Genomic DNA, 23,201 nt, shown 5'->3' on the forward strand with positions numbered 1-23,201 from the left:
GGCCTTTTCGTTTGGTTTCGCCCATGCGACGGCGCCGCGGGGGATGTTGTCTCCGCCAGACGCGAGAGGAGCGCAAAGATGCCCGCCGCGCACGGCGGGCACCCATCTTCGAGATCGCTCTACCAGGTATAGCGAAGGCCGGCCTGAGTACCCGCGATCGAGGTTCCGAATCCGCCGACCCCAGGCAGCAGCGGGTCCGGCACGGTGATGCTGCTGCCATGAACTTCGAGGTAGGACGACAGCTGCGGCGTCCAGAGCACGTTGACCTTTGCGGAACCACGAAGGCCATTGGTACCGATCACGCCGGCCGCAACGGGGACCGCACCTCCAACGGCGCCGGCGCCGCTCGCGTCGACGATCCTGTAGTACTGACCCGAGATCGACGGCTGGATCTTGAAGCCCAGCCAGTCCGTCTCGAAGCCGGCGCGCATGCCACCGTGAAATTCGGTTGAATCGCCCGTCTTGCTGCCGAAATTGGCGGTATAGCTCTCCGAATAGGTTACGCCGACCGTGGGCTCGAACCACACGGTGTAGGGGAAGTCGAACCGGTATTGGCCGTTCCAGGTATAGGCGATGCCGGTGCCGTCCGCGGTCGCGGCAAGGGGAAGATTGGATGTGGTGCGAGTCCAGCTCGCGAGCGCGGTGAAGTCAGTCGAGAAACCGCCGTTGAGATAGGACAGGGTGCCGGAAGTCGATGGAATTGAACCGTCGGTAGTCAGTCCGCCATTCGTGAAGGTGTGCGCCCACGAGTGCGAGCCAGTCCCGATGAAGGTCAGCGCGTCGGTTGCAGTGAAGATACCGATCTTGGTCACATCAACTGCGCCGGTCACCGTCGCAACGCTGACCTGGACCCCGCTCGATTGCGCACTGTCGCCACTGCCGACGAGGTTCGCGCCGTAAAGCCAGAGCGCCGGGGGCGGCGCTGCAAGTGCCGGAGCCTTGGCGTAGGCCAGGGCACCGAACGGATTGCTGACACCCCTTGCGGCGAACGGATCACGACGGTCGAAATCCGACTCCTCGCCGCTGAAGCGCAGCATTCCAGGAGGAGCAACGACCCTGCGATGCTGAATCTGGTCGCGGACGTTCTGGATGATGTTCTGAACGGTGTTGTTGATGACTTGCTGCGGAACATTGACCTCCTGTGCGGAGACCGGTCGCGTCACAAACAGACTAAGCAAAAAAGGTACGGCCACGACAAAGCCGCGGCGGAAAATTCCTGCCCTCATGGTATTCGATCAGCCCCCTGCTGGTTCAGCCCCGAGCCTTGGCGGGAGGTAAATTCCCGCAAGCTTCAGGCGCCGAATTTATTTGCAAAGCACCCGCGGCGTCTTCCCCTGATTGGCTGAATTGGGGGTTCGGCTCCATCAAGCGCGCCCAGCTGATGCTCATTTGCAACACTTTCCCAGGCCGCGCTGCACGCCGAGCAACACTCCCGGATACGAGAAGCAACCCAACGCAGGGTCGCGCCGATATCCCTCTACTCCACCGTCGAGCGGTTTCGCTTCTTCGTGGCTCCACGTTGCGTTGCCGCCTGGTTCAGCTCCGGACTTTTCTTAGGCTTGCCTGCTTCCCGCGCCCGGATGTGCCGCCGCACGTCCTCTCGAACGTTCTGGATGATCGAGTCGCGTGACGACTCGGCCGGATCATTGCAGCGGGCCACGCTGCACAAAGCGACGAGCAGCGGCAAGGCCAGAATCGGCGCACGGGCGAACTTGACTGTCCTGGTCATCCGCAGTCTCCGAAGATGTCGCCGGCCTCGGCCGCCTGCGCCATCAACACCAGCGCAGCGCGACTGGTTTCACCGCTCGCGACGTGCAGCCTCTTGGTCGAAGCATCGCCACTCCCGGTTCACGAAATCCTGAACACGGACGCCTTTGATGTCGTCATCCAGCATCCCTTGATGTAAAATCCACGAACAAGCCGCCTTAGCCCGTTTCTGCGATTTTTCATTTTCTGAGTTTCTGCCGATGCCTGCCCATTTGGGGATTTTCGTTCTCGCAAGCTCGCGTCCCGTCTTCATGTTGCAGGATTTGTTACGCCGGATCGCCGTTCTCGGCTGCGTAGCGTTGTCGATGCTCGTTTCGACAATACTGCAGGCGACCGCTGGAGACAGGATCGCGCTCGTTGTCGGCAACAGCAACTATCGCAAGGTCCCAAAACTCATCAACCCGGCCAACGACGCCGCCGACATGGCGATGTCGCTGGGTCGTCTGGGATATTCCGTCAGGCACCTCGCCGACCTCGATTACAATCATTTCCGGCAGGCCCTCATCGAATTCGGCAATGCTGCGAAGACGGCCGACAAGGCGGTGATCTTCTTCGCAGGCCATGGCGTCGAAATGGACGGAAAGAACTGGCTGATTCCGGTCGATGCCGAAATCAAGTCCGAGATCGATGTCTATGCCGAGGCGATCAATCTCGAGACCCTGATCGATATCTCCGTGATGCCGAAGATCATCGGCCTCGTGGTTCTCGACGCCTGCCGCAACGACCCGTTTGAAACGACGAAGGTCGCCGCCGTGGGACGCGCGCTCTCGTCGCGGCCATCGAAGGCGGCCGCGCCAGTGTCCGGCACCCCCCGTTCCCCGACGCCTTTCGCGGCCGACACGCGCGGTCTTGCCCCCGTCGAGGTGAGCGACAACGTGCTCGTTGCCTTTGCGGCCGCTGCCGGCACGACGGCGAACGACGGGGCCGGGCGGAATAGCCCCTACTCCGGCTCGCTCCTGCGCCATGTCGAAACGCCGCAACTCGAAATCAACTATCTCTTCCGGATCGTGCACGACGAAGTCTGGAAGGAGACCGGGACACAAGAGCCGGCAATCTACGGGACGCTGCCGAAGGGCGACATCTATCTCAACGGCGAAGCCGCCATCGCAAGCGGCGATGGTGGAGCAGATGCCGAGCAGCTCGCCTGGGAGTTCGTCCGCTCGACCAACGAGATCGCGACCTTGCGCCGTTTCGCCCAGCAATTCCCGGCGAGCGCGCATACGGCCGAAATCGACCAGCGCATTGCGCAGTTGCAGACGGCTGAAACGAACGCCTGGAAGATCGTCGAGCGACAGAAGTCGCTCGCGGCCTACCGCGCCTATTTGGATCTCTATCCGTTTGGCGAGCATGTCGAGAGCGCCCGGGTCGCGTTGGCTTCGCTCGAGAAGTCGGCCAAGCCTGGCCAAGCCACCGGGCAGATCGACATGCCCGGTCCGCCACCGGCGAGCTATCAGCTCGCCTCGGCCGAGACGACCACCGGCAATTCGGAGGCGGTCGAGAAGGCATGGGACGTCCTGAAGGAATCACGCGACAAGAGCGTGGTTGGCCGGTTTGCCGAGCGCTATCCGAGCTCGCGCCATAACCGCCTGCCGCCGGGCAGCGACCTTGCCTTGCGACCGGTCAATTCCACCGAACTGATGCTGCAATCAGCGCACGACAGCGACGTGAACGCCTGCTTCGACGGCGATTCCGGGGCATGCGCCAGATCCATCAAAAAATACCCCGACTACGTCCAACTTCAATTCCAGCTTTGCCGGTCCAAGGGCAATCCCAAGGGATGCATGATCAACGCGGTGACCGAGGCGCGCAGGCGCGGACTCCTGGTTTCCGCCTACACCCGCTCGGAAGAGGAAAAGGTTCGCAATCGCGAATATCGGCGAGTGGTTGCACGCGTGAACCAGAATGTCGGCAATGTGGTCAGCGGCGTCGTCAGCAACGTCGTCGGCAACGTGGTCAGCAATGCCGTTTCGACTGCGGTCAGCAATGCCGCGTCGAGCGCAGCAAGCCGGGCGGCATCGCAGGCGGCATCAGCCGCAGCGTCGAACGCTGCCAGCCGATCAGCCTCGAGCGCCGCATCAAGCGCGGCCAGCAGAGCGGCCTCGACTGCCGCTTCGAATGCCGCGAGCCGCGTCACCATTCCATCGGACATCCGCCTCAAGGAGGACATTACGGCACTCGGCTGGACCGATACTGGCCTCCGCCTCTATCGCTATCGATACAAGGGCGATGCGAGGTTCTATGTCGGCGTGATGGCGCAGGAGGTCGCGCGGCAGACTCCCGCGGCGGTGTCGTCTGGAGTGGACGGGTTTCTGCGCGTCGACTATGGTCTGCTCGGCCTCGATTTCCTCACCTATCGTGACTGGATCAGGCGGCACCCCCATTCCGACATCGACTAAGGGACGCGACTTGATCGTGCGCTGGCTGGCACTGTTCATTGCCATCGGGCTTCTCTTCGACGCCGAAGCAGAAGCTTCCAACCGCCGTGTCGCCTTGGTCATTGGAAACGCGAGCTACGCGAACGCGCCACCGCTCGGCTCTCCCGTCAATGATGCCGAGGACATTGCCGCGGGTCTCGCCGGCCTCGGCTTCGATGTCGATCTGCGCAAGAACACGACCCTCGACGATCTGCGCGTGGGGCTCGTCGCCTTCACCGAGAAATCCGCCGCTGCGGACATCGCGATCTTCTATTTTGCCGGATACAGCGCAGCCGCCGGTGTCGGCAGTTACCTGATCCCTGTCGATGCGCATCTCGCCACACCTGAATCGGCTAACGCAGAGACCATTCCCCTGGCTGCGGTGACCGCTGCCGCAGGGCGGGCCCGCAGGCTGGGTCTGGTGATTCTGGATGCCATGCGGGAGAACCCGTTCCCTGCCATACCGAATGGCCGCAGCCGCAGCTCTTCCCTGAGCTCAGCCGGAAGCGCACCAATCCGCAACACGCTCGTGTTCTTTCCAGCGGAGCCGGGGCGGACCGCGGAAGAAGGCGAAGGCCGCAACAGCCCTTTCGCTGCGGCGCTGCTGAAATACCTCCGGCAGGCCGACCTCGAGATCAACTTCGTCTTTCGCAACGTTCGCGACGAGGTTCGGCAGGCAACGCACCGGAAGCAGACGCCCTACATGTATGGTCAGCTTTCCAAGGACAAGGTCTATCTCCATCCCGTCAAGCAAGTCGTCCAGGACGATACCGCCGTCATGCAGCACTGCGACAACGCCGTTGCCGGGCTCGCGGATTTGAGGGCAGCCGGCGCCGACCAAGGCGAGACGCGCGACGATACAAAGGCGGCGGGCGCGGTTGCGGCGTGCGCGGAGGCGGTCAAGCGGTGGCCAGGGGTGGACCGCCTGCACTACCAGCTCGGGCGTTCATTGTTCGCCATGCGCGATTACGGAGGAGCGGTGGCGAGCTACAAGGCGGCATCCGAGCTCGGCAACGCACGCGCGCTCTACGAGCTCGGATTGATGTATGAGAACGGCAACGGCGTCGAGAAAGATCCCGCCCGCTCGCGCTTCTACTATGAGATGGCCGCCGAGAAGAAGATTGCGCCAGCACTCGTCAGCCTCGGCCTACAGCAGGAGCGTGGAATCGGCGCGGCCAGCAATCCCGCAAAGGCCTATGCGTTGTATCAGCGGGCCGCCGAGCTCGGCGATGCGACGGCCATCAACAGGATGGGGGAGCTTGCCGAGAAGGGACTGGGAGCCAGGCGAGACCTGAAATCGGCTCGGGCGCTGTACCAGAGGGGCGCCGCGATGGGCGGACTCGAAGCCCTGGTCAATCTCGCCCGGTGCAACGCCAACGGAATCGGCGGCCGACGGGACCTTGCCGAGGCCAGGCGGCTCCTGGCCAAGGCGGCGCAGGCCGGCAGCACCGACGCACGGCGCATCCTCGCCCATATCGAGGAGTCCAAGCCGAAATAAACGTATTCTGGCGGGGAGGAAGCGATCGGGATGAAACGGCCGTCCAAGCGGCGCTTTTGGCCACGAAAGACAGCAACTATTTGATCTATTTGCCAAAAATGGCGCGAGAGACGGGGCTCGAACCCGCGACCTCCGGCGTGACAGGCCGGCGCTCTAACCAACTGAGCTACTCCCGCGTGACACGCAATGTCTGCGGAACGAGGGGGGACTTAAAGGCCCGATCTGGTGAAGTCAAGGATGTTGCATCCACAGCTCAAACCAGCGGATTCCACTGCTGGCACACACGAACGCGGCCCTCGGTAACGCCGGCGGCGTAGTCAGTCCGGTCCCGAATCGTCTACGCCTCCGGGAACTTGCGGGTCAGGGGCCATCTCCCTCTGGACGACCTGCAAGATCGAGGAGGCCAGACATGGCTAAGAAGGATCCGGCGAAGAAGGATTCTGCGAAGAAGGCAGCCGCGCCCGCCACGATCACGCTCAAGCACCTCGCCGCCGACATTGCCGAGCGCCAGGATGTCTCCAAAAAGCATGCCGAGGCCGTCCTGACCGACATGGTCGATCTGATCACGAAGCACCTCAAGAAGGGCGACCGGGTCCGCATCGTCGGCCTCGGCATCCTCCAGGTCCGCAAGCGCGCCGCCCGCACCGGCCGTAATCCTTCCACCGGCGAAGCGATCCACATCAAGGCCACTAGGAAGGTCGCGTTCCGCCCGGTGAAGGAACTGAAGGAAGCGATCTGAGGCCACTAAAGCCCGCCCCCGAGCCCGTTCCGGCCGCATCACGGCCCGCTTTTCTGATATACCGCCTGCTTCCCGAACATTCGGCGGTTTGACCAGAAATGTCCTCCCTCTCCTTTTCGCATACCGTGACCGAGCGCTTCCTGCGCTACGTCACCATCGACACCCAGTCCGATCCGGCATCCCCTAGCTCGCCGTCGACCGAGAAGCAGAAGGATCTCGGCCGCGTGCTCGCTGCCGAGCTGAAGGCCATGGGCGTTGTGGACGCGCATCTCGACGAATACGGCTACGTCTACGGAACGATCCCGGCCAACACCGACAAGAAGGTGCCGGTGATCTGCTTCTGCTCGCACATGGACACCTCGCCCGACGTCACAGGCAAGGACGTCAAGCCGCAAATCGTGAAGAACTATCGCGGCGGCGACATCGTCCTGCCCGGCGACACTAGCCAGGTGATCCGCTTCAATGAGCACCCTGCGCTGAAGAACCAGATCGGCAACGAGATCATCACCACCGACGGCACGACGCTATTGGGCGCCGACAACAAGGCCGGCGTTGCCGAGATCATGGATGCCGCGCATTTCCTCATCAACAATCCCGACGTGAAGCACGGCACCATCAAGATTCTGTTCACGCCGGACGAGGAGATCGGCCGCGGCGTCGACAATGTCGACCTGAACAAGCTTGGCGCCGATTTCGGTTACACCATGGACGGCGAGAGCGCGGGCTGCGTCGAGGACGAGACCTTCTCGGCCGACGGCGCCACCATCACCATCAACGGCGTCAGCGCCCATCCCGGCTACGCCAAGGGCAAGATGGAGCACGCGATCAAGATCGCCGCCGCCATCGTCGAGCGTCTGCCGAAGGAGGGCTGCTCGCCAGAGACCACTTCGGGCAAGCAGGGTTTTCTGCATCCGATCGGCATCGACGGCGCGCTCGAACAGGCGACGCTCTCCTTCATCGTCCGCGACTTCACCGAGGAAGGGCTGAAGGAGAAGGAGGCGCTGCTCGAGGGCATCGTCAAGGACGTCATGAAGGATTATCCGCGCTCGACCTACACGTTCGAGGTCAAGGAGCAGTACCGCAACATGAAGCAGGTGATCGACCGTCACCCGCACGTGCTCGAATACGCCATCGAGGCGATCCGCCGCGCCGGCCTGCGCCCGATGCGCACCGCGATCCGCGGCGGCACCGACGGCTCGCGCCTGTCCTTCATGGGCCTGCCCTGCCCCAACATCTTTGCCGGCGAGCACGCGTTCCATTCGCGGCTCGAATGGGTCAGCCGGCAGGACATGGAAAAGGCGGTGCAGACCATCGTGCATCTGGCGATGATCTGGGAAGAGAAGGCCTGACGCTTCCTGAAGACGTCGACCATGGCCGGGCTTGCGCCCGGCCATTTCCATTTGGTTGAGGGCCTACGGCACCGGCATTGCGCGCGGGTTGCGGTGGAAGCGGTTGGCGCTCGCCATCCAGTTCGGCAACGGCTCTCCATCGCGATGGCGTCCGCCGGCAACCGCCGCGGCCCAGGCCACTGCGGCGCCGATCAGGGTCGCGGCTGCGACCGAGAACGCCACGATGATCGAGTTGCGCCGCGCGCGGTTGATCGCCGTCTTCGCGTCTGCGATCAGGGCGTCAACGCGCTTTTCGGCGTCGGGAGCCGCCAGTCCCGTGACCGCGGCGACCTGCTGCACGAGGTACGTCCGGTCATCGGCGGCGACGCCGCTGTGGCTTGACGACGTCATCAGGATACGTCCGGCTTCGGCGCGCGCTTCCCTCAGGTCGGTGTTCGGCGCGCGGCGCGGCGCGCGGAACAGCTTGTCGAGCTCATAGCTCAACAACGGCTCGGCCGCCGAGGTATTGCTCGCCGAACTGCGCATCGGCGAACGGTCGATCGCGGCAGCGCCGAGAAGCGCCAGCAGCGCGGCGCCGGCCAGGACTGCCAGCGCCCAGGCGGTCAACCCGTGAAGCCCGTCCCGCCGCTCGCCGTCATCCTCGATCGTTGCGAGCGCGGGCTCGGACCGGGTGGTCCGGCCGGCGACGTAACCGCCAAATCCAAAACTGACGATCGCCTGGATGATCAGATAGAGCCCAGAGAGTAGCGCCAGCGCCGCCGACGCATCGCGCCAGCTCGGCGAAGCCGAACTGACACCGAGGCCGACCGCGACACCAAAACCGATCAGGATGAACGACATTGCACTCGCAGCAAGCGCGCCCGCGAACACCGAGCTCCACTGGATGGTTCGAGGCGCCTCGGCTGCCAGGCCGCCTTCCATGACCTCTTCCCGCATGAGAGTTTCGACCGTCATCGCCGCGCTCTCAGCGCAGGCCGAAGAACGACAGGATCGCCATGATGACGACGATCAAGCCGATCAAATAAATCAGTCCGTCCATTGTCCGTCCTCCTCAGTTCTTCTGCTCGCTAATCGCGAGGTATGAGGAACGTTCCAAATTGGACAGATCGTATGGAACGAACTTGGAGGATGCGGGTTGTCTGTCCAAGTCCTAGGGATAGAGATTGTGAGCACATGAGGCCTCAGCCGGCTCGTCCGGCTGGGGCCTTTCCGCGTTGCGGCCGGCAGGTCTCCCCTGTCGTATGTTAACGACGCCGCGGCCGGGATCATCAATGATGCGCTCGGGGCGGAACCTCCGGATCAGGGGTGGCGCGTGGACCGAAGAACGGCGTGCCTGCATCAGGCGAATGCATTCCGGGAGAAGGCCCTCGCCGATCCCGAGCACCACGACCAATGGATCGACGAAGCCATCAAATGGCTGGAACGGGCGATGGAAGCGAGCTGTCGGGCCGTCATCACCATGGAAGGTGACGATGGCAGCGACGCTCCGGCCCCCTCGTTCGAAACCATGGCGCCGCATCGGCGCGTCATTGTCCGCCAGTGAGAGGCGCTGGCAGCGCATGCACTGCTGCGGCAATTGTTCCAGGGACGTAACAATGTTGCGGGTCGACACTGTTCCCGCACCCATGCTAGGCCGGGCACAGACCGCAACGAGAGTGAACTCGTGCTCGCAAACCGTCAGCCCTCAGGATCCCGCCGCTCGCGTTTTCCGCGGGGGCTGCTGTCCGTGCTGATCGCGGCGGTCTATCTGCTCGCGGGCGCGCTGCACGGCGCGCACGACATCGACGTCACCACGCCCCGCGGCGGTTCGGAGATCGCCGCGGTCCTCGACGGCGCTACCGGCCACGGCGACCACAAGACCATCGGCGGACATCATTGCCACGGCTGCTTTTCGCTGACCGTGGCACAGCCGGCACCATCCACCGCGGCGATCGCGCTCGTGTCGGCACCGAGCCCGCAACAGGCCCCCCGCCTCGCCGGAATTGTGCCCGATACCGACTCTCCCCCTCCCCGACTTATTGCCTGAACGGATTGGTCGGGCGCGGCGCGCCCATTAGGTTCATCCTTCACAGGTCGATTTCATGTTTTGCAGGGGAATGGCCGCGCGCCTGGCGTGCGCGGCAGCGTGTCTGATTGCAGCATCGGTGCTTGCACCCGCTCACGCCCAGACTTTGACGATGCGAAGCGCGCTGTCGCGCGCGCTGGCGGCGAGCCCGCGCCTGACGGCAGCCGAGCGCGACGTCGGCATCGCCACGGGCCAGCGTATCCAGGCGGGCGCCCTGCTCAATCCGGAACTGTCCTACGAACAGGACGATTCATTCGGCTCCGGCAGATATCGCGGAACGCGCTCGGCGGAGACCACGCTCCAGATCAGCCAGGCCTTCGAGCTGTTCGGCAAGCGCGAGGCGCGGATTGCCGCAGGCGCAGCCGGCGTCGAGGTCGCCGCGATCCAGCGCCAGGCGATCAGGCTGGAGGTGCTGTCGGAGACCGCGATCGCCTTTCTCAGCGTGCTCGGCGCGCAGCGGCGCATCCAGATCCTCGACGAGCAGATCGCCGCGATCGACCGCCTGACGCCGCTTCTGCGCCGCCGTGTCGAGGCCGGTGCCTCCTCGCCGGCGGAGACCGGCCGCGCCGAGGTCGCCTCCGCCCTGGTGAAGGCGGACCGCGAGCGCTTCAAGGCGACGCTGGCGAGCGCCCGGCGCGAGCTTGCGGTGCTGATGGGCGATCCCGCCACCAAATTCGGCGAGGTGTCCGGTCGGCTCGACACCACCGGGCGGCCGCCGGCGTTCCAGGCCGTGGTTGCCGCCATCGACGCCAATCCGCAGCTGGTGCGCTGGACCGCAGTCTACGCCCAGCGCAATGCCGAGCTGCTACTGGCGCGGCTCAGGCCCTATCCGGACGTGCGGATCGCGGCCGGCTGGCGCCACTTCAACGAAACGGGCGACGATGCGGCGCGGCTGACCGTCTCCGTGCCGATCCCCGTGTTCGACCAGAACCAGGGCAACATCCTCTCGGCCCAGGAAAGCCTCGCCAAGACCAAAGCCGAGCGCGAGGCCAACCGCAACGCGCTGATCGTGATCGCCGGCCGCGCCTATGACTCGCTGCAGGGATCGCTGCGCGAGCTCGCGGTGCTACGCGAGACCGCGATCCCCAAGGCCGTCGAGGCCTCCGAGGCGATCTCGCAAGGCTATGGCCAGGGCCGCTTTACCCTGCTCGAAGTGCTCGACGCCCAGGCCAGCGTCACCCAGGCGCGGCTACGCGAGCAGGAGGCGCTGCAGAATTTCCACGCCGGCGTGGCCATCATCGAAGGCCTTGTCGGCAATCCCTTTACGCTGGCCCGGGAGAGCGCGCGATGAAGACGTCCTCCACCATCCTTGTAGCCATCGTCGCCGCCGCGCTCGGCGCTTACGGCTATTCCCTGCTCGCTCCTGACAAGCTCGCACACACCGAGCATGGCGAGCACGCCGAGCATTCCGAACACAAGAAGCCGAGCGACCATGTCGAGCAGGACGAGCACGGCGCCGACCGCATCCGCATCTCCGACGTCAAGCTGGCGGCCGCGGGCGTCACGCTGGCGGAAGCCGCGAGCGCCACGCTGACCGACACGCTCGCCTTCAACGGCATCCTGCGCGCCAACCAGGAAGCCGTGGTGCAGGTGACGCCGCGCTTTCCGGGCCTCGCCAAATCCATCCAGAAGCGGATCGGCGACAGGGTCGGCAAGGACGACCTGCTCGCCGCGATCGAGAGCAACCAAAGCCTCACCGTCTACGAGCTGAAGGCGCCGATTGCCGGCACCATCATCGAGCGGCAGATCTCGCTCGGCGAATACGCCTCGGAGCAGAAGCCGGCCTTCGTGGTCGCCGACCTCTCCACCATCTGGGTCGACCTGTCGATCTACCGGCAGGATCTCCGCCGAGTCCGCCTCAACGACGAGGTCCTGATCGATCCCGACGACGGCCGCGGCGAGATCAAGGGCACGATCTCCTACATGGCGCCAATCGGCAGCAGCGAGACCCAGACCGCGCTGGCGCGCGTGGTGCTGCCAAATCCGGACGGACGGCTGCGGCCCGGCCTGTTCGTCACGGCGCGGCTGATCCTCGCGGCGCGCAATGTCGCGGTTGCCGTGCGCCGCAGCGCGATCCAGACGCTGGAGAACAAGACCATCGTGTTCGTGCGCGAGGACGGCGACAAGATCGAGGCGCGGCCCGTGGAAACAGGCGATTCCGATCCGCGCCATGTCGAGATCAAGGCCGGCCTTTCGGCCGGCGAGCATTACGTCGCGGAGAACAGTTTCGTCGTGAAGGCGGAGATGGGCAAAGGCGAGGCCGAGCATGATTGAGCGTCTCATCGCCGTCTCGCTGCAGCAGCGCTGGCTGGTCCTCGTCCTCGCGCTCGGCGCCGTCGCCTTTGGCGCCTGGAATTTCCAGCGCCTGCCGATCGACGCCGTGCCTGATATCACCAACGTCCAGATCCAGATCAACACACGCGCCCCCGGCTATTCGCCGCTCGAGACCGAGCAGCGCATCACCTTCCCGGTCGAGACCGCGATGGGCGGCCTGCCCAAGCTCGACTACACCCGCTCGCTGTCGCGCTACGGACTCAGCCAGGTCACGGTCGTCTTCAAGGACGGCACCGACATCTACTTCGCCCGGCAGCTCGTCGGCGAGCGCATCCAGCAGGTGAAGGACCAGCTGCCGGCGGGCGTCGAGGTCGCGATGAGCCCGGTCTCGACCGGCCTCGGCGAGATCTTCATGTACACCGTCGAAGCCAAGGCGGGCGCGAAGACACAAGGCGGACACGATTATTCGCTGACCGATTTGCGCACAGTGCAGGACTGGATCATCCGGCCGCAGCTTCGCAACGTGCCGGGCGTCATCGAAGTCAACACGATCGGCGGCTTCGAGCGGCAATTCCACGTGCTGCCGGATCCCGGCAAGCTGATGGCCTACCGGCTCGGCTTCCGCGACGTGATGACCGCGCTCGCCGCCAACAACGCCAATGTCGGGGCCGGCTATATCGAGCGCAACGGCGAGCAATATTTGGTTCGCTCGCCGGGCCAGGTCGGCACTGTCAGCGAAATCCAGGACATCGTCATCGGCTCGCGCGGCGGCAATCCGGTCAGGATCAGGGACGTCGCTGCTGTCACCGAGGGGCGCGATTTGCGCACGGGCGCTGCGACCTGGAACGGCGAGGAGACCGTGCTCGGCACCGCCATGCTGCTGATCGGCGAGAACAGCCGGACCGTGGCCCGCCGCGTCGCAGCCCGCCTTGAGGACATCGCCAAATCGCTGCCCGAGGGCGTCGTGACGCGGACCGTCTACGACCGCACCGATCTCGTCGAAGCCACCATCCGCACCGTCCGGAACAACCTGCTGGAAGGCGCGGCGCTGGTGGTCGCCGTGCTGTTCCTGATCCTCGGCAACTTCCGCGCCGCGCTGGTCACGGCCTGCGTCATTCCGCTGTCCATGGCGATGACCGTCACCGGCATGGTCGAGACCAAGGTCAGCGCCAACCTGATGAGCTTGGGGGCGATCGACTTCGGCATCATCGTCGACGGCGCCGTGATCATCGTCGAGAACTGCCTGCGCATGCTGGCGGTGGCTCAGCGCGAGAAAGGCGGGCTGCTGACGACGCCCGAACGGCTGCGCGCGATCCTGCGCGGGTCGAGCGAGGTGATCAAGCCGAGCCTGTTCGGAACGCTGATCATCGCCGTGGTCTATTTGCCCGTGCTGACGCTGACCGGCGTCGAGGGCAAGATGTTCACGCCGATGGCGCTGACGGTGCTGATGGCGCTGGGCGCGGCCGTGCTGTTCTCCATCACCTTCGTGCCGGCGGCCGTCGCCATCTTCGTCACCGGCAAGGTGTCCGAGCAAGAAAACCTGTTCATGCGCGCGGCGAAGCGCGCCTACCTCCCCCTGCTCCGCTTTGCCATCGATAACCGGCTCGCCGTCGCCCTGTCCGCCGTGCTCATCGTGACCGCGAGCGGCATCGCCGCCTCGCGCATGGGCGGCGAGTTCATTCCGAGTCTCGACGAAGGGGACGTCGCGCTGGCCTCGATCCGGATTCCAGGTACCAGCCTCACGCAGTCGCTGGACCTGCAGAAGGCGCTGGAAAAGCGCATCATGCAGATTCCGGAGGTGAAGGAGTTCTTCACCCGCATCGGCACCGCGGAGATCGCCACCGACCCGATGTCGCCGGCGCAGACCGATGGCTACGTCATGCTGAAGCCGCGCGCCGAATGGCCCGATCCGGGCAAGTCGAAATCGGAGGTGGTCGAGGCCATCGAGCATGCTGCAGACGAGATTCCCGGCAGCGCCTACGAAATCTCCCAGCCGATCCAGTTCCGCGTCAACGAGCTGATCTCGGGCGTCCGCACCGATGTCGGCGTCAAGATCTTCGGCGACGATCTCGACATCCTGCAAGGCGCCGCCAAGCAGGTGGAGGCCGCGATCCGCGGCATCCGCGGCGCCAGCGACGTCAAGATCGAGCAGGTCTCGGGCTTGCCGATCCTCACCGTGCGCCTCGATCGCCAGGCGCTTGCCCGCTACGGCCTCAGCGTCGCCGAGGTGCAGGGCATTGTCGAGATCGCGGTCGGCGGCAAGTCGGCCGGCAAGCTGTTCGAAGGCGATCGCCGCTTCGAGATCGTGGTACGCCTGCCGGAGCACCTGCGCGGCAATCTCGAGGCGATCCGGGCGATCCCGATCCCGCTGCCGCCCGCCGAGGAGGCGGTAACCGGCAGCGCCGTTCGAACGGCGCTGGCCAGCTCGCCCCTCACCCAGATGCGCTATGTGCCGCTGTCATCGGTCGCCACCGTCGATGCGACGCCGGGGCCGAACCAGATCAGCCGCGAGAACGGCAAGCGGCGCATCGTCGTCACGGCCAATGTCCGTGCGCGCGACCTCGGCTCTTTCGTCGCGGAGGCCGAGGCGGCCGTTGCCGAGAAAGTCAAGCTGCCGCCGGGTTACTGGATCGGCTGGGGCGGCCAGTTCGAGCAGCTGGTCTCGGCCACCAAGCGGCTGACGATCGTGGTTCCGGTGGCGCTGCTCTTGGTGTTCCTGCTGCTGTTCATGGGCATGGGATCGGCGGCGGATGCGGCGCTGGTGTTCTCCGGCGTGCCGCTGGCGCTGACCGGCGGCGTCGCGGCGCTGCTGCTGCGCGACATTCCGCTATCCATCAGCGCCGGCGTCGGCTTCATCGCGCTATCCGGCGTTGCCGTGCTCAATGGCCTCGTCATCATCGCCTTCATCGAGCGTCTGCGCAGCGAGGGACGCTCGGTCGCGGAGGCCGTGCGCGAAGGCGCGCTGACACGGCTGCGCCCGGTGTTGATGACGGCGCTCGTCGCCTCGCTCGGCTTCGTGCCGATGGCGCTCGCCACCGGCGCCGGGGCCGAGGTGCAGCGGCCGCTCGCAACCGTGGTGATCGGCGGCATTCTCTCCTCGACCGTGCTGACGCTGCTGGTGCTGCCGGCGCTCTACGTGCTGTTCCGCCGTGACGTGGCAGATGAAACGCCTACAATGGCCCCTGATTTGGCGGCGTCTGCGGAGCGCTAGAATTGGGCAGCCACGACCACCACGATCATCACGACCATGATCATGCGGGCCACTCGCATGCGCATGGCCATACACACGATCATGGTCATGGGCACGGCCATGTCCATGCACCCGCCAATTTCGGCAAGGCGTTCGCGCTCGGCATTACGCTCAACACCGCGCTCGTCGTGGCCGAGGCGGTTTACGGCTATATCGGCAACTCCACCGCGCTGCTCGCCGATGCCGGCCATAATTTGTCGGACGTGCTCGGCCTCGTCATCGCCTGGGGCGCCTCGATCGCAGCCCGCCGCGCGCCCAAAGGCCGCTTCACCTACGGCTTTCGCGCCTCCACCATCCTGGCGGCGCTGGCCAATGCGGTGTTCCTGCTGGTCGCGACCGGCGCGATCGGCTGGGAGGCGATCCTGCGCCTGCGCGAGCCGGAGCCGGTCGCAGGCGTCACCGTGATGGTGGTCGCCGGCATCGGCATCCTCATCAATGGTTTTACCGCCCTGCTGTTCGCTGGCGGACGCAAGGACGACATCAACATCGAAGGCGCGTATCTGCACATGGCCGCCGACGCCGCGGTCTCGCTCGGCGTCGTGGTCTCGGCCGCGCTGATCATCTGGACCGGCTGGCTCTGGCTCGATCCCATCACCAGCCTCATCATCTGCGCCACCATCCTCTGGAGCACGACCAGCCTCTTGCGCGGCTCCATCGACATGTCGATGGCGGCCGCGCCCAAGGGCACCGACCTCGCCGCAATCAGGGCGTTCCTGCTGGCGCGACCGGGCGTCTCGGCGATTCACGATCTCCACGTCTGGCCAATCTCGACCACCGAGACGGCGCTGACCTGCCACCTCGTTATGCCGGCAGGCAGCGACGACGCATTCCTGATGCAGACGACGGAGCTCCTCAGGACATCCTTCCGCATCGGCCACACCACGCTTCAGGTCGAGACGCATCCCGACAACGGCTGCGCGCTGGCTCCGGATGATGTGGTGTGAGGCGACTCTGCCTCCGCATCGTCATTGCGAGGAGCCGTTGCGACGAAGCAATCTAGATTGCCTCCGCGGAGGGATTCTGGATTGCTTCGCTTCGCTCGCAATGACGGTGGAGAGAGCTGCGCCTACCCCGCCTTCGCCGTCACGATCCAGATCGCGCCCTGGAGCGCCACGCTCTGCTCCTTCAGGAACGGCGCGAGCGCCTCGCGGATCGAAGCCTTCGCAGCTTCATAAGTCTCGGGCGGATGGCCCTGGAGTGCGCGGCTGGCGGGACCGATCTGGAGCGAGCCGTCGACGGCGGCCTCGAGCCCGCCGCCGATAGCAATGTCCATCGCCAGATTGTGCGGCTCCATCGCGACGTCCGCGAATCCTGCGCCTTTCAAGATGCGCGTCACGCGCTCTTCGGAAGCAAAGGCGAATGGGCCCGGCTCCTCCGGCCCAACCGGCGGCATCTTGGGCACGTGCTTGTAGACCGCCATCAGCGGCGCCATCGCCCACGGATTTTCTTTCGGCTCGCGCCAGCAGGCGAAGGCGAGCCGGCCGGCCGGCTTCAGCGCGCGACGCAGATTGGCGAAGGACGCGATGGGATCCGCGAAGAACATCACGCCGAAGCGTGAAGCGAGCAGATCGAAGCTCGCCGGCTCGAACGGATAAACGGTCGCATCCGCCAGCACGAAGTCGAGCGGCAGGCCCTTCGGCGCGAGCGCCCGCGCCTGCGCCAGCATTGGCTCGGAGACGTCGAGGCCGAGCGCGAAGCCATCGGGCGCCACCGCCTTTGCGAAGGCAAACGTCGTCGCGCCGGAGCCACAGCCGACATCCAGAACGCGCTCGCCCGGCTTCGGCTTGGCGCGGTCGATCAACACGTCGGCAATAGGGCCGAGCAGCTTCTCCTGCGCAGCGTGGCGATCGGCCCAGCGCTGCCCGCTCGGCCCGTTCCAATAGGCGATCTGGTCGGCGTTCTCTGCGTGCCCGGCGGGTCGTTCCATTCAAGGCTCCATCATCTATTCTTGCTCTATCATAGAAGCCTGTTCGGTCGAAAAGCGGGCGCCCTAACGTCAGGCACGTGTGAGAGCGCTTTGGAGCTCGCGCGACGGATTGCCGCGTCGGCGCGTACCGACCCGTCCGGGCCGCGTCCGATCAGAGACTGACTTTCGGAAAACTGTTGATGTCCGCAGCCCTGGACTGCACGCGTCGAACCGTCAGAACCCTCTGCTAGCAAAGAGGTTCTTCTGGACGCCATCCGGTCCCTTCGAAGGGGCAAGGCTCGCACCCTCTGCTCCCACGAGACCGACACCAGAAACGCGGTGTCGCGAAAAGCCCGGCTCGCGGCTGGATATGCACAGGCGAGCCGCACACTTTCCGCGATTGTAGCCTTCCTGCAACAGTATTCTGAATCAAACTTCGTATGTTTGTCCCGAGGAGTCGATTGTGGCTTGGCGAGGGGTCGCTTGGCCGCGGTCTGGTGGAATGGGAATGTTTGGAATGAAGCAGGTTGCGCCCGCCCTCGTGGCATTGGTGACGTTTTCCGGATCAGCATTGGCAGCCGACCTTCCGCGCAAATACGCCAAGCCACCGGCTGTCGCCGCAGCTTTCGTCAACTGGACCGGCTGCTATGTCGCGGGCGGCGGCGGCTACGGCATGTGGAATCAGGAAAACTCGACTTTTGTCGACGGTCCGCCCCGCTTTCAGAATGCCGATACGATCACCACCGGTGGCCGCGGGTACTTCGGGACGGTACAGGCGGGATGCGACTATCAGTTTGCGGCGGCCAGCGAGCGCTTCGTGATCGGCGCCTTCGGTGATTACGATTTCGCCAGTCTAACCGGGCGGCTCACTCCCTCCGGCTTCTCGATGGTTGGCGACGAGAAAATGAGCTCGGCCTGGGCGGTCGGGGGCCGTCTCGGCTGGCTGGCGACGCCTAGCCTGCTGACCTATGTCTCGGCGGGTTACACCGAAGCGACCTTCGACCGCACGAACTTCAATCTGAACTTTCCGCCCTTCGGAGTTGCGGCCGGCCTCTATCAGGACAAGCGAACCTACGATGGCTGGTTCATCGGCTCCGGCGCCGAATATGCGCTGGGCTTCCTGCCGGGTCTCTTCTGGAAAACGGAATACCGCTTCTCCGACTTCAATGTCGGCACAAATCCGATCCGGGATACGGCGAGCGGATTGCCGATCGGCTTTTCCGAGGATTCGAAGAAGTACGTCCACACTGTCCGCAGCGAGTTGGTCTACCGCTTCAATTCGAGCGGCCCCGCCGCCGATGTGACGTCCCCTGCCTATCTGAAGGCGCCTCCGGCCCCCACGCCGCTCACGAATTGGACCGGCTGCCACGTCGGCGGCGGCGGAGGCTATGGGCTCTGGAATCAGGACAACACGACCTACATCGATGGCCCCACCAGAACCCGCTTCAGCGATACAGCAACGACCGGAGGCCGCGGCTTCTTCGGGACTGTGCAGGGCGGCTGCGACTACCAGTTTGCGGCAGCGGGCGCGGCCTTCGTCGTCGGCGCATTCGGCGACTACGATATCGGCAGCCTCAAGGGCCAGCTCAGCCCGCCTCGCTTCGGGATCGTGGGCGAAGAGAAGATGAGCTCGGCCTGGGCGGGCGGCGGCCGGCTCGGCTGGCTGGCGACGCCGAGCCTCCTAACCTATTTCTCAGTCGGCTATACCGAAGCCAGCTTTGACCGTACCGATTTCACCCTCAACGCTGCGCCGTTCGGAAGACCAAGCGGCGTGTTCATGGACAAGCGTACCTACAGGGGCTGGTTCATCGGCGCCGGCGAAGAACACGCGCTGAAGATCGTGCCGGGCTTGTTCTGGAAGACCGAATATCGGTTCTCTGAATTCGACACCGCAACGAACGCCGTCCGCGACACGGCAACCGGTCTGTCCGTTGGAGCGTCGATCGATTCCGAGAAATGGGTTCACGCCGTTCGCAGCCAGCTGGTCTATCGCTTCAACTGGGGCGGAGGCCCCGTTGTGGCGAAGTACTGATCACCCCACTGCTGGTCGTCGCTAAGGCAAAGCTCCGGTTCGTCCGGGGCTTTTGCTTTCTGCATTCGGTCATATGAAAGTCTGGAACAGAGTTGCGCTTTGGGCTCCGGATCCGACGCAAGCGTCTCATCCGCGCATTGCGGCCGCATTGTTTCACCGAACGGCCACATCGGAATCAGATGCCAACCAGATTTCCGCGCTAGGTTCGCGCTTCCTCAAACTGGAAAAGGCATGACCATGCGCAGATTCACGGCATCCGTCATCGTTGCAGCTCTCTCGCTGGGAACACCTGCCCTGGTGCAGGCACAGGGCGCATCGTCGCAATCCGACACGGAGCAATCGTCCACGCAGTCCAGCACTGTGATCCGGAGCATACAGGTTGTGGACGTCAAGGAACTGCAGCCGGCCGTGCGCGCGAAGGTCGATGAACTCGTGGCGCATACGAGCGAGAAGGACATCCAGTCGCTTCGGCAGTCCATCGACGCCACACCGCAGGCCGCCTCCGTGCTCAAGGCCAAGGGTTTGAGCTCGGCACAAGTCGTCGCGATCAACATCGTCGATGGTGTCCTGACGATGTTCACCAAGACGGCCTGACACCCGGAGCATGATCGCCGGCTCCTCGGCCGGACGTCGAGATCCGCGCTGCAAGAAAGATCACCCTGCAGCGGACCTGCTGCAGGGCTGGCCGTATCCGGCATGAAAGCTCTCGCCGGGCCGGCAATTGCAGCCGGGTCGGGCGCGCTCGGCCCTTGCTTCGGCACCCGCCGGGGCGCTAAAGAGGCGCCATTGGGCGGTTAGCTCAGCTGGTTAGAGCATCTCGTTTACACCGAGAGGGTCCGCGGTTCGAATCCGTGACCGCCCACCAGCCTTCGCTCGCTTCGCGAGCGACGGCTCGGCAAGCCAGCACAGCAAGGTCATAAGAGCGAAGCGATTGAAGGCTGCCGCGCCGAAGCCCAACGGGCGAAGGCGGGCTCGGCCAGCCAACTTCAATCCCTGGGCCGCCCGGGCAGCAGCGGCACGGCGTCGATCCACACCGCCGCCGATTGGCACCAGATCTGTCGCGTGGGCCTCAGCGCATCGCGCTGGCGGATCGAGCCCCAACGGATGCCCCAATCGTCGGCCTGATCGCCCTCGCCGCTGGTGAACAGCGGGGAACCGCAATCGGCACAGAAATGCTGAAAGCGCATCCGGCCGTTGTCGCCGCGCTTCCCGTAGATTTTGGGCGAGCCACGGGTCAGGCGGACATCGGCCTTGGTGCAGATGGCCGTCACGCGGAACGGCGAGCCGGTCAGCGTCTGGCAATCGGTGCAGTGACAGACCGAGACTGCCTCCGGATCGACCTCGGCCTCGAACGCGACCTTCCCGCAATGGCATTGCCCATCGACGTGCATTGCCTCCTCCCCTTCCCCAAACAAAAACGGCGCCCGAAGGCGCCGTTTTCTCATCATTTTCGACCTGCGATCTCAGTGAGCGGTCAGGCCGCCGGCGGCTTCATCGCCGTCCGGCTTCACCGTCACCTTGGTGTCCTCTTCCCAGACGATCGGCGTAGGCTTCTTCACCAGCGCCTTGGCGACGACGTCGTCGAGACGCGAGACCGGGATGATCTCCATGCCGCCCTTGATCGCATCGGAAATCTCCGTGAGATCCTTGGCGTTGTCCTCGGGGATCAGCACCGTCTTGATGCCGCCGCGGGCCGCAGCCAGCAGCTTCTCCTTGAGGCCGCCGATCGGCAGCACGCGGCCGCGCAGCGTGATCTCGCCGGTCATCGCGACATCATGGCGGACCGGGATGCCGGTCATGACCGAGATGATCGCGGTGGCCATCGCAACACCTGCGGACGGGCCATCCTTCGGCGTCGCACCCTCCGGCACGTGCACGTGGATGTCGCGCTTGTCGAACAGCGGCGGCTCGACGCCGTAGTTGATCGCGCGCGAGCGGACGTAGGACGCCGCCGCGGAGATCGACTCCTTCATGACGTCGCGCAGATTGCCCGTGACCGTCATCTTGCCCTTGCCGGGCATCATGACGCCTTCGATCGTCAGCAGCTCGCCGCCGACATCGGTCCAGGCAAGGCCGGTGACGATACCGACCTGCGGCTCGCTCTCGATCTCGCCGAAGCGGTACTTCGGCACGCCGAGCAACTCTTCCAGAGTCTTCTCGGTGACCTTGACCGACTTCTTCTTGGAGATCATCAGCTCCTTCACCGCCTTGCGGGCCAGTGTAGAGAGCTCACGCTCCAGGTTACGCACGCCCGCTTCGCGGGTGTAGCGGCGGATCAGAAGCAGCAGCGCCTCGTCGTCGATCGAGAACTCCTTGGAGTCGAGGCCATGCTTGGACACCGCGTTCGGGATCAGGTGCTTGCGCGAGATCTCGACCTTCTCGTTCTCGGTGTAGCCCGCGATCCGGATGATCTCCATGCGGTCCATCAGGGGCCCCGGAATATTGAGCGTATTCGCGGTGGTGATGAACATCACGTTGGACAGATCGTAGTCGACCTCGAGATAGTGGTCGTTGAAGGTCCCGTTCTGCTCGGGGTCGAGAACCTCGAGCAGCGCCGAGGACGGATCCCCGCGGAAATCGGCGCCCATCTTGTCGATCTCGTCCAAGAGGAACAGCGGATTGGACGACTTCGCCTTGCGCATCGACTGGATGATCTTGCCGGGCATCGAGCCGATATAGGTGCGGCGGTGACCGCGGATCTCGGCCTCGTCGCGCACGCCGCCGAGCGAGACGCGCACGAACTCGCGCCCCGTCGCCTTCGCGATCGACTTGCCGAGCGAGGTCTTGCCGACGCCGGGAGGCCCGACCAGGCACAGGATCGGCCCCGTCAGCTTGTTGGCGCGCGACTGCACCGCGAGGTACTCGACGATACGCTCCTTGACCTTCTCCAGCCCATAGTGATCGGAGTCCAGGATGGCTTGCGCCTGCTCCAGGTCCTTCTTCACCTTGGACTTCTTGTTCCACGGGATCGACAGCAGCCAATCCAGATAGTTGCGCACGACGGTCGCTTCCGCGGACATCGGCGACATCTGGCGCAGCTTCTTCAATTCATGCTGCGCCTTCTCGCGCGCTTCCTTGGAGAGCTTGGTCTTGGAGATCTTCTCTTCGAGATCGGCGAGTTCGTCGCGACCGTCGTCGTCGCCGAGTTCCTTCTGGATCGCCTTCATCTGCTCGTTGAGATAATACTCGCGCTGGGTCTTCTCCATCTGGCGCTTGACGCGCGAACGGATGCGCTTCTCGACCTGCAGCACCGAGATCTCGCTCTCCATCAGACCCAGCACCTTCTCCAGGCGCGTGGTGACGGACAGCGTCTCCAGGATGCCCTGGCGATCGGCGATCTTGACCGCGAGATGCGAGGCAACGGTGTCGGCGAGCTTGGCGAAATCGGTGATCGCCTGCACGACGCCGACGACCTCGGCGGAGATCTTCTTGTTGAGCTTCACATAGCTCTCGAAGTCGGACACGACCGAGCGCGCCAGCGCTTCCGCCTCGACCGATTTCGCATCGGTGTCGGCGAGCGCGACGGCGGTCGCCTCATAATAGTCGGCGCGGTCGGTGTACTTCGCCACGCGCGCACGCTCGAGCCCTTCGACCAGCACCTTCACGGTGCCATCGGGAAGCTTCAGGAGCTGCAGCACGCTGGCAAGCGTACCCGTCTCGTAAATCGCATCGGGCGCCGGATCATCGTCGGACGCGTTCTTCTGCGTCGCGAGCATGATCAGCGCGTCGTTCTTCATCACCTCTTCGAGTGCGCGGATCGACTTCTCGCGACCGACGAAGAGCGGAACGATCATGTGCGGGAAGACGACGATGTCGCGCAGCGGCAGCACGGGATAGGCGTGTGCTTCGCCATGAACGATTGTTGGCCGGGGTTTTGGATTGGTCATGGCCTTTTCCTTTTGCTTTG

Annotated in this window: 19 protein-coding genes and 2 tRNA genes; 13 read left to right on the top strand and 8 right to left on the bottom strand. The window is 64.6% G+C overall.

The features are described from left to right. Positions 1 to 119: 119 nt before the first annotated feature. From I6F17_RS18555 to I6F17_RS18565, 3 genes are all read right to left on the bottom strand, one after another. Positions 120 to 1,226: an autotransporter outer membrane beta-barrel domain-containing protein gene (locus tag I6F17_RS18555; RefSeq protein WP_225124060.1), complete on the bottom strand. Its 1,107-nt coding sequence runs from the start codon at positions 1,224 to 1,226 to the stop codon at positions 120 to 122. Between the two features lie 251 nt (positions 1,227 to 1,477). Continuing rightward, on the bottom strand, positions 1,478 to 1,729 hold the full coding sequence (locus I6F17_RS18560) for a hypothetical protein (RefSeq protein WP_036039028.1): 252 nt from the start codon (positions 1,727 to 1,729) through the stop codon (positions 1,478 to 1,480). A 69-nt stretch (positions 1,730 to 1,798) separates the two neighbouring features. After that, positions 1,799 to 2,020: a hypothetical protein gene (locus I6F17_RS18565; protein ID WP_225124059.1), complete on the bottom strand. Its 222-nt coding sequence runs from the start codon at positions 2,018 to 2,020 to the stop codon at positions 1,799 to 1,801. Between the two features lie 52 nt (positions 2,021 to 2,072). Between I6F17_RS18565 and I6F17_RS18570 the strand changes: the two genes are divergently transcribed. Both I6F17_RS18570 and I6F17_RS18575 read left to right on the top strand, forming a co-directional pair. Beyond that, on the top strand, positions 2,073 to 4,163 hold the full coding sequence (locus I6F17_RS18570; protein ID WP_225124058.1) for a caspase family protein: 2,091 nt from the start codon (positions 2,073 to 2,075) through the stop codon (positions 4,161 to 4,163). A 16-nt stretch (positions 4,164 to 4,179) separates the two neighbouring features. After that, positions 4,180 to 5,679: a caspase family protein gene (locus I6F17_RS18575; RefSeq protein WP_225124155.1), complete on the top strand. Its 1,500-nt coding sequence runs from the start codon at positions 4,180 to 4,182 to the stop codon at positions 5,677 to 5,679. A gap of 99 nt (positions 5,680 to 5,778) precedes the next feature. Here the strand turns inward: I6F17_RS18575 and I6F17_RS18580 are convergent. Continuing rightward, positions 5,779 to 5,855: transfer RNA gene (locus I6F17_RS18580), tRNA-Asp, on the bottom strand. A 233-nt stretch (positions 5,856 to 6,088) separates the two neighbouring features. On the opposite strand from I6F17_RS18580, the gene I6F17_RS18585 reads away from it, so the two are divergent. Next, positions 6,089 to 6,418 carry an HU family DNA-binding protein gene (locus tag I6F17_RS18585; RefSeq protein ID WP_036010212.1) on the top strand — a complete coding sequence of 110 codons (330 nt, stop codon included), beginning with the start codon at positions 6,089 to 6,091 and terminating at the stop codon, positions 6,416 to 6,418. 98 nt (positions 6,419 to 6,516) lie between these two features. Further along, positions 6,517 to 7,767, top strand: coding sequence for a peptidase T (gene pepT / locus I6F17_RS18590; protein WP_225124057.1), 1,251 nt, complete (start codon positions 6,517 to 6,519; stop codon positions 7,765 to 7,767). Positions 7,768 to 7,830: 63 nt separating this feature from the next. Here pepT and I6F17_RS18595 read toward each other — a convergent pair whose 3' ends face one another. Next, positions 7,831 to 8,721: a hypothetical protein gene (locus I6F17_RS18595; protein WP_225124056.1), complete on the bottom strand. Its 891-nt coding sequence runs from the start codon at positions 8,719 to 8,721 to the stop codon at positions 7,831 to 7,833. A 358-nt stretch (positions 8,722 to 9,079) separates the two neighbouring features. On the opposite strand from I6F17_RS18595, the gene I6F17_RS18600 reads away from it, so the two are divergent. The 6 genes from I6F17_RS18600 (at position 9,080) to I6F17_RS18625 (ending at position 16,300) form a co-directional block, all read left to right on the top strand. Continuing rightward, on the top strand, positions 9,080 to 9,310 hold the full coding sequence (locus I6F17_RS18600) for a hypothetical protein (protein ID WP_225124055.1): 231 nt from the start codon (positions 9,080 to 9,082) through the stop codon (positions 9,308 to 9,310). A gap of 120 nt (positions 9,311 to 9,430) precedes the next feature. Beyond that, complete coding sequence (locus I6F17_RS18605; protein WP_225124054.1) at positions 9,431 to 9,793, top strand: hypothetical protein; 363 nt, start codon at positions 9,431 to 9,433, stop codon at positions 9,791 to 9,793. 55 nt (positions 9,794 to 9,848) lie between these two features. Continuing rightward, the gene (gene ihpA / locus I6F17_RS18610; RefSeq protein ID WP_225124053.1) at positions 9,849 to 11,123 is read left to right on the top strand and encodes a divalent metal ion exporter subunit IhpA; all 1,275 of its coding nucleotides are present in this window, start codon (positions 9,849 to 9,851) and stop codon (positions 11,121 to 11,123) included. Beyond that, the gene (ihpB, locus tag I6F17_RS18615; RefSeq protein WP_036039043.1) at positions 11,120 to 12,106 is read left to right on the top strand and encodes a divalent metal ion exporter adaptor subunit IhpB; all 987 of its coding nucleotides are present in this window, start codon (positions 11,120 to 11,122) and stop codon (positions 12,104 to 12,106) included. Before ihpA ends, ihpB begins: the two co-directional genes overlap by 4 nt. After that, positions 12,099 to 15,317 carry a CusA/CzcA family heavy metal efflux RND transporter gene (locus I6F17_RS18620; RefSeq protein WP_225124052.1) on the top strand — a complete coding sequence of 1,073 codons (3,219 nt, stop codon included), beginning with the start codon at positions 12,099 to 12,101 and terminating at the stop codon, positions 15,315 to 15,317. Before ihpB ends, I6F17_RS18620 begins: the two co-directional genes overlap by 8 nt. Positions 15,318 to 15,319: 2 nt before the next feature. After that, positions 15,320 to 16,300: a cation diffusion facilitator family transporter gene (locus I6F17_RS18625; protein ID WP_225124051.1), complete on the top strand. Its 981-nt coding sequence runs from the start codon at positions 15,320 to 15,322 to the stop codon at positions 16,298 to 16,300. 122 nt (positions 16,301 to 16,422) lie between these two features. Here the strand turns inward: I6F17_RS18625 and I6F17_RS18630 are convergent, their stop codons facing one another. After that, positions 16,423 to 17,283, bottom strand: coding sequence for a methyltransferase domain-containing protein (locus I6F17_RS18630; RefSeq protein WP_225124050.1), 861 nt, complete (start codon positions 17,281 to 17,283; stop codon positions 16,423 to 16,425). 496 nt (positions 17,284 to 17,779) lie between these two features. Between I6F17_RS18630 and I6F17_RS18635 the strand changes: the two genes are divergently transcribed. The 3 genes from I6F17_RS18635 (at position 17,780) to I6F17_RS18645 (ending at position 20,159) form a co-directional block, all read left to right on the top strand. Beyond that, positions 17,780 to 19,294, top strand: a complete 1,515-nt coding sequence (locus I6F17_RS18635; protein ID WP_225124049.1) for an autotransporter domain-containing protein — start codon at positions 17,780 to 17,782, stop codon at positions 19,292 to 19,294. A gap of 231 nt (positions 19,295 to 19,525) precedes the next feature. Then, on the top strand, positions 19,526 to 19,888 hold the full coding sequence (locus tag I6F17_RS18640; RefSeq protein WP_225124048.1) for a hypothetical protein: 363 nt from the start codon (positions 19,526 to 19,528) through the stop codon (positions 19,886 to 19,888). A gap of 194 nt (positions 19,889 to 20,082) precedes the next feature. Further along, positions 20,083 to 20,159 (top strand) — tRNA-Val (locus tag I6F17_RS18645). Positions 20,160 to 20,280: 121 nt separating this feature from the next. On the opposite strand, the gene I6F17_RS18650 is transcribed toward I6F17_RS18645, so the two are convergent. Together I6F17_RS18650 and lon are read right to left on the bottom strand one after the other, a co-directional pair. Next, positions 20,281 to 20,685, bottom strand: a complete 405-nt coding sequence (locus tag I6F17_RS18650) for a GFA family protein (protein ID WP_225124047.1) — start codon at positions 20,683 to 20,685, stop codon at positions 20,281 to 20,283. A gap of 72 nt (positions 20,686 to 20,757) precedes the next feature. Further along, a complete protein-coding gene (gene lon, locus I6F17_RS18655) occupies positions 20,758 to 23,181 on the bottom strand; it encodes an endopeptidase La (protein ID WP_036010279.1) in 2,424 nt (807 codons plus the stop codon). Positions 23,182 to 23,201: the final 20 nt, after the last annotated feature.

The sequence above is a fragment of the Bradyrhizobium sp. NBAIM18 genome, from assembly GCF_020193825.1.
GTDB lineage: Bacteria > Pseudomonadota > Alphaproteobacteria > Rhizobiales > Xanthobacteraceae > Bradyrhizobium > Bradyrhizobium yuanmingense.

What these genes read in the sequence shown, in the direction of transcription:
- I6F17_RS18555 (WP_225124060.1), bottom strand. Translation starts at nt 1,226, where the DNA reads ATGAGGGCAGGAATTTTCCGCCGCGGCTTTGTCGTGGCCGTACCTTTT.
- I6F17_RS18560 (WP_036039028.1), bottom strand. Translation starts at nt 1,729, where the DNA reads ATGACCAGGACAGTCAAGTTCGCCCGTGCGCCGATTCTGGCCTTGCCG.
- I6F17_RS18565 (WP_225124059.1), bottom strand. Translation starts at nt 2,020, where the DNA reads ATGAAGACGGGACGCGAGCTTGCGAGAACGAAAATCCCCAAATGGGCA.
- I6F17_RS18570 (WP_225124058.1), top strand. Translation starts at nt 2,073, where the DNA reads ATGCTCGTTTCGACAATACTGCAGGCGACCGCTGGAGACAGGATCGCG.
- I6F17_RS18585 (WP_036010212.1), top strand. Translation starts at nt 6,089, where the DNA reads ATGGCTAAGAAGGATCCGGCGAAGAAGGATTCTGCGAAGAAGGCAGCC.
- pepT (WP_225124057.1), top strand. Translation starts at nt 6,517, where the DNA reads ATGTCCTCCCTCTCCTTTTCGCATACCGTGACCGAGCGCTTCCTGCGC.
- I6F17_RS18595 (WP_225124056.1), bottom strand. Translation starts at nt 8,721, where the DNA reads ATGACGGTCGAAACTCTCATGCGGGAAGAGGTCATGGAAGGCGGCCTG.
- ihpA (WP_225124053.1), top strand. Translation starts at nt 9,849, where the DNA reads ATGTTTTGCAGGGGAATGGCCGCGCGCCTGGCGTGCGCGGCAGCGTGT.
- ihpB (WP_036039043.1), top strand. Translation starts at nt 11,120, where the DNA reads ATGAAGACGTCCTCCACCATCCTTGTAGCCATCGTCGCCGCCGCGCTC.
- I6F17_RS18620 (WP_225124052.1), top strand. Translation starts at nt 12,099, where the DNA reads ATGATTGAGCGTCTCATCGCCGTCTCGCTGCAGCAGCGCTGGCTGGTC.
- I6F17_RS18630 (WP_225124050.1), bottom strand. Translation starts at nt 17,283, where the DNA reads ATGGAACGACCCGCCGGGCACGCAGAGAACGCCGACCAGATCGCCTAT.
- I6F17_RS18635 (WP_225124049.1), top strand. Translation starts at nt 17,780, where the DNA reads ATGAAGCAGGTTGCGCCCGCCCTCGTGGCATTGGTGACGTTTTCCGGA.
- I6F17_RS18640 (WP_225124048.1), top strand. Translation starts at nt 19,526, where the DNA reads ATGACCATGCGCAGATTCACGGCATCCGTCATCGTTGCAGCTCTCTCG.
- I6F17_RS18650 (WP_225124047.1), bottom strand. Translation starts at nt 20,685, where the DNA reads ATGCACGTCGATGGGCAATGCCATTGCGGGAAGGTCGCGTTCGAGGCC.
- lon (WP_036010279.1), bottom strand. Translation starts at nt 23,181, where the DNA reads ATGACCAATCCAAAACCCCGGCCAACAATCGTTCATGGCGAAGCACAC.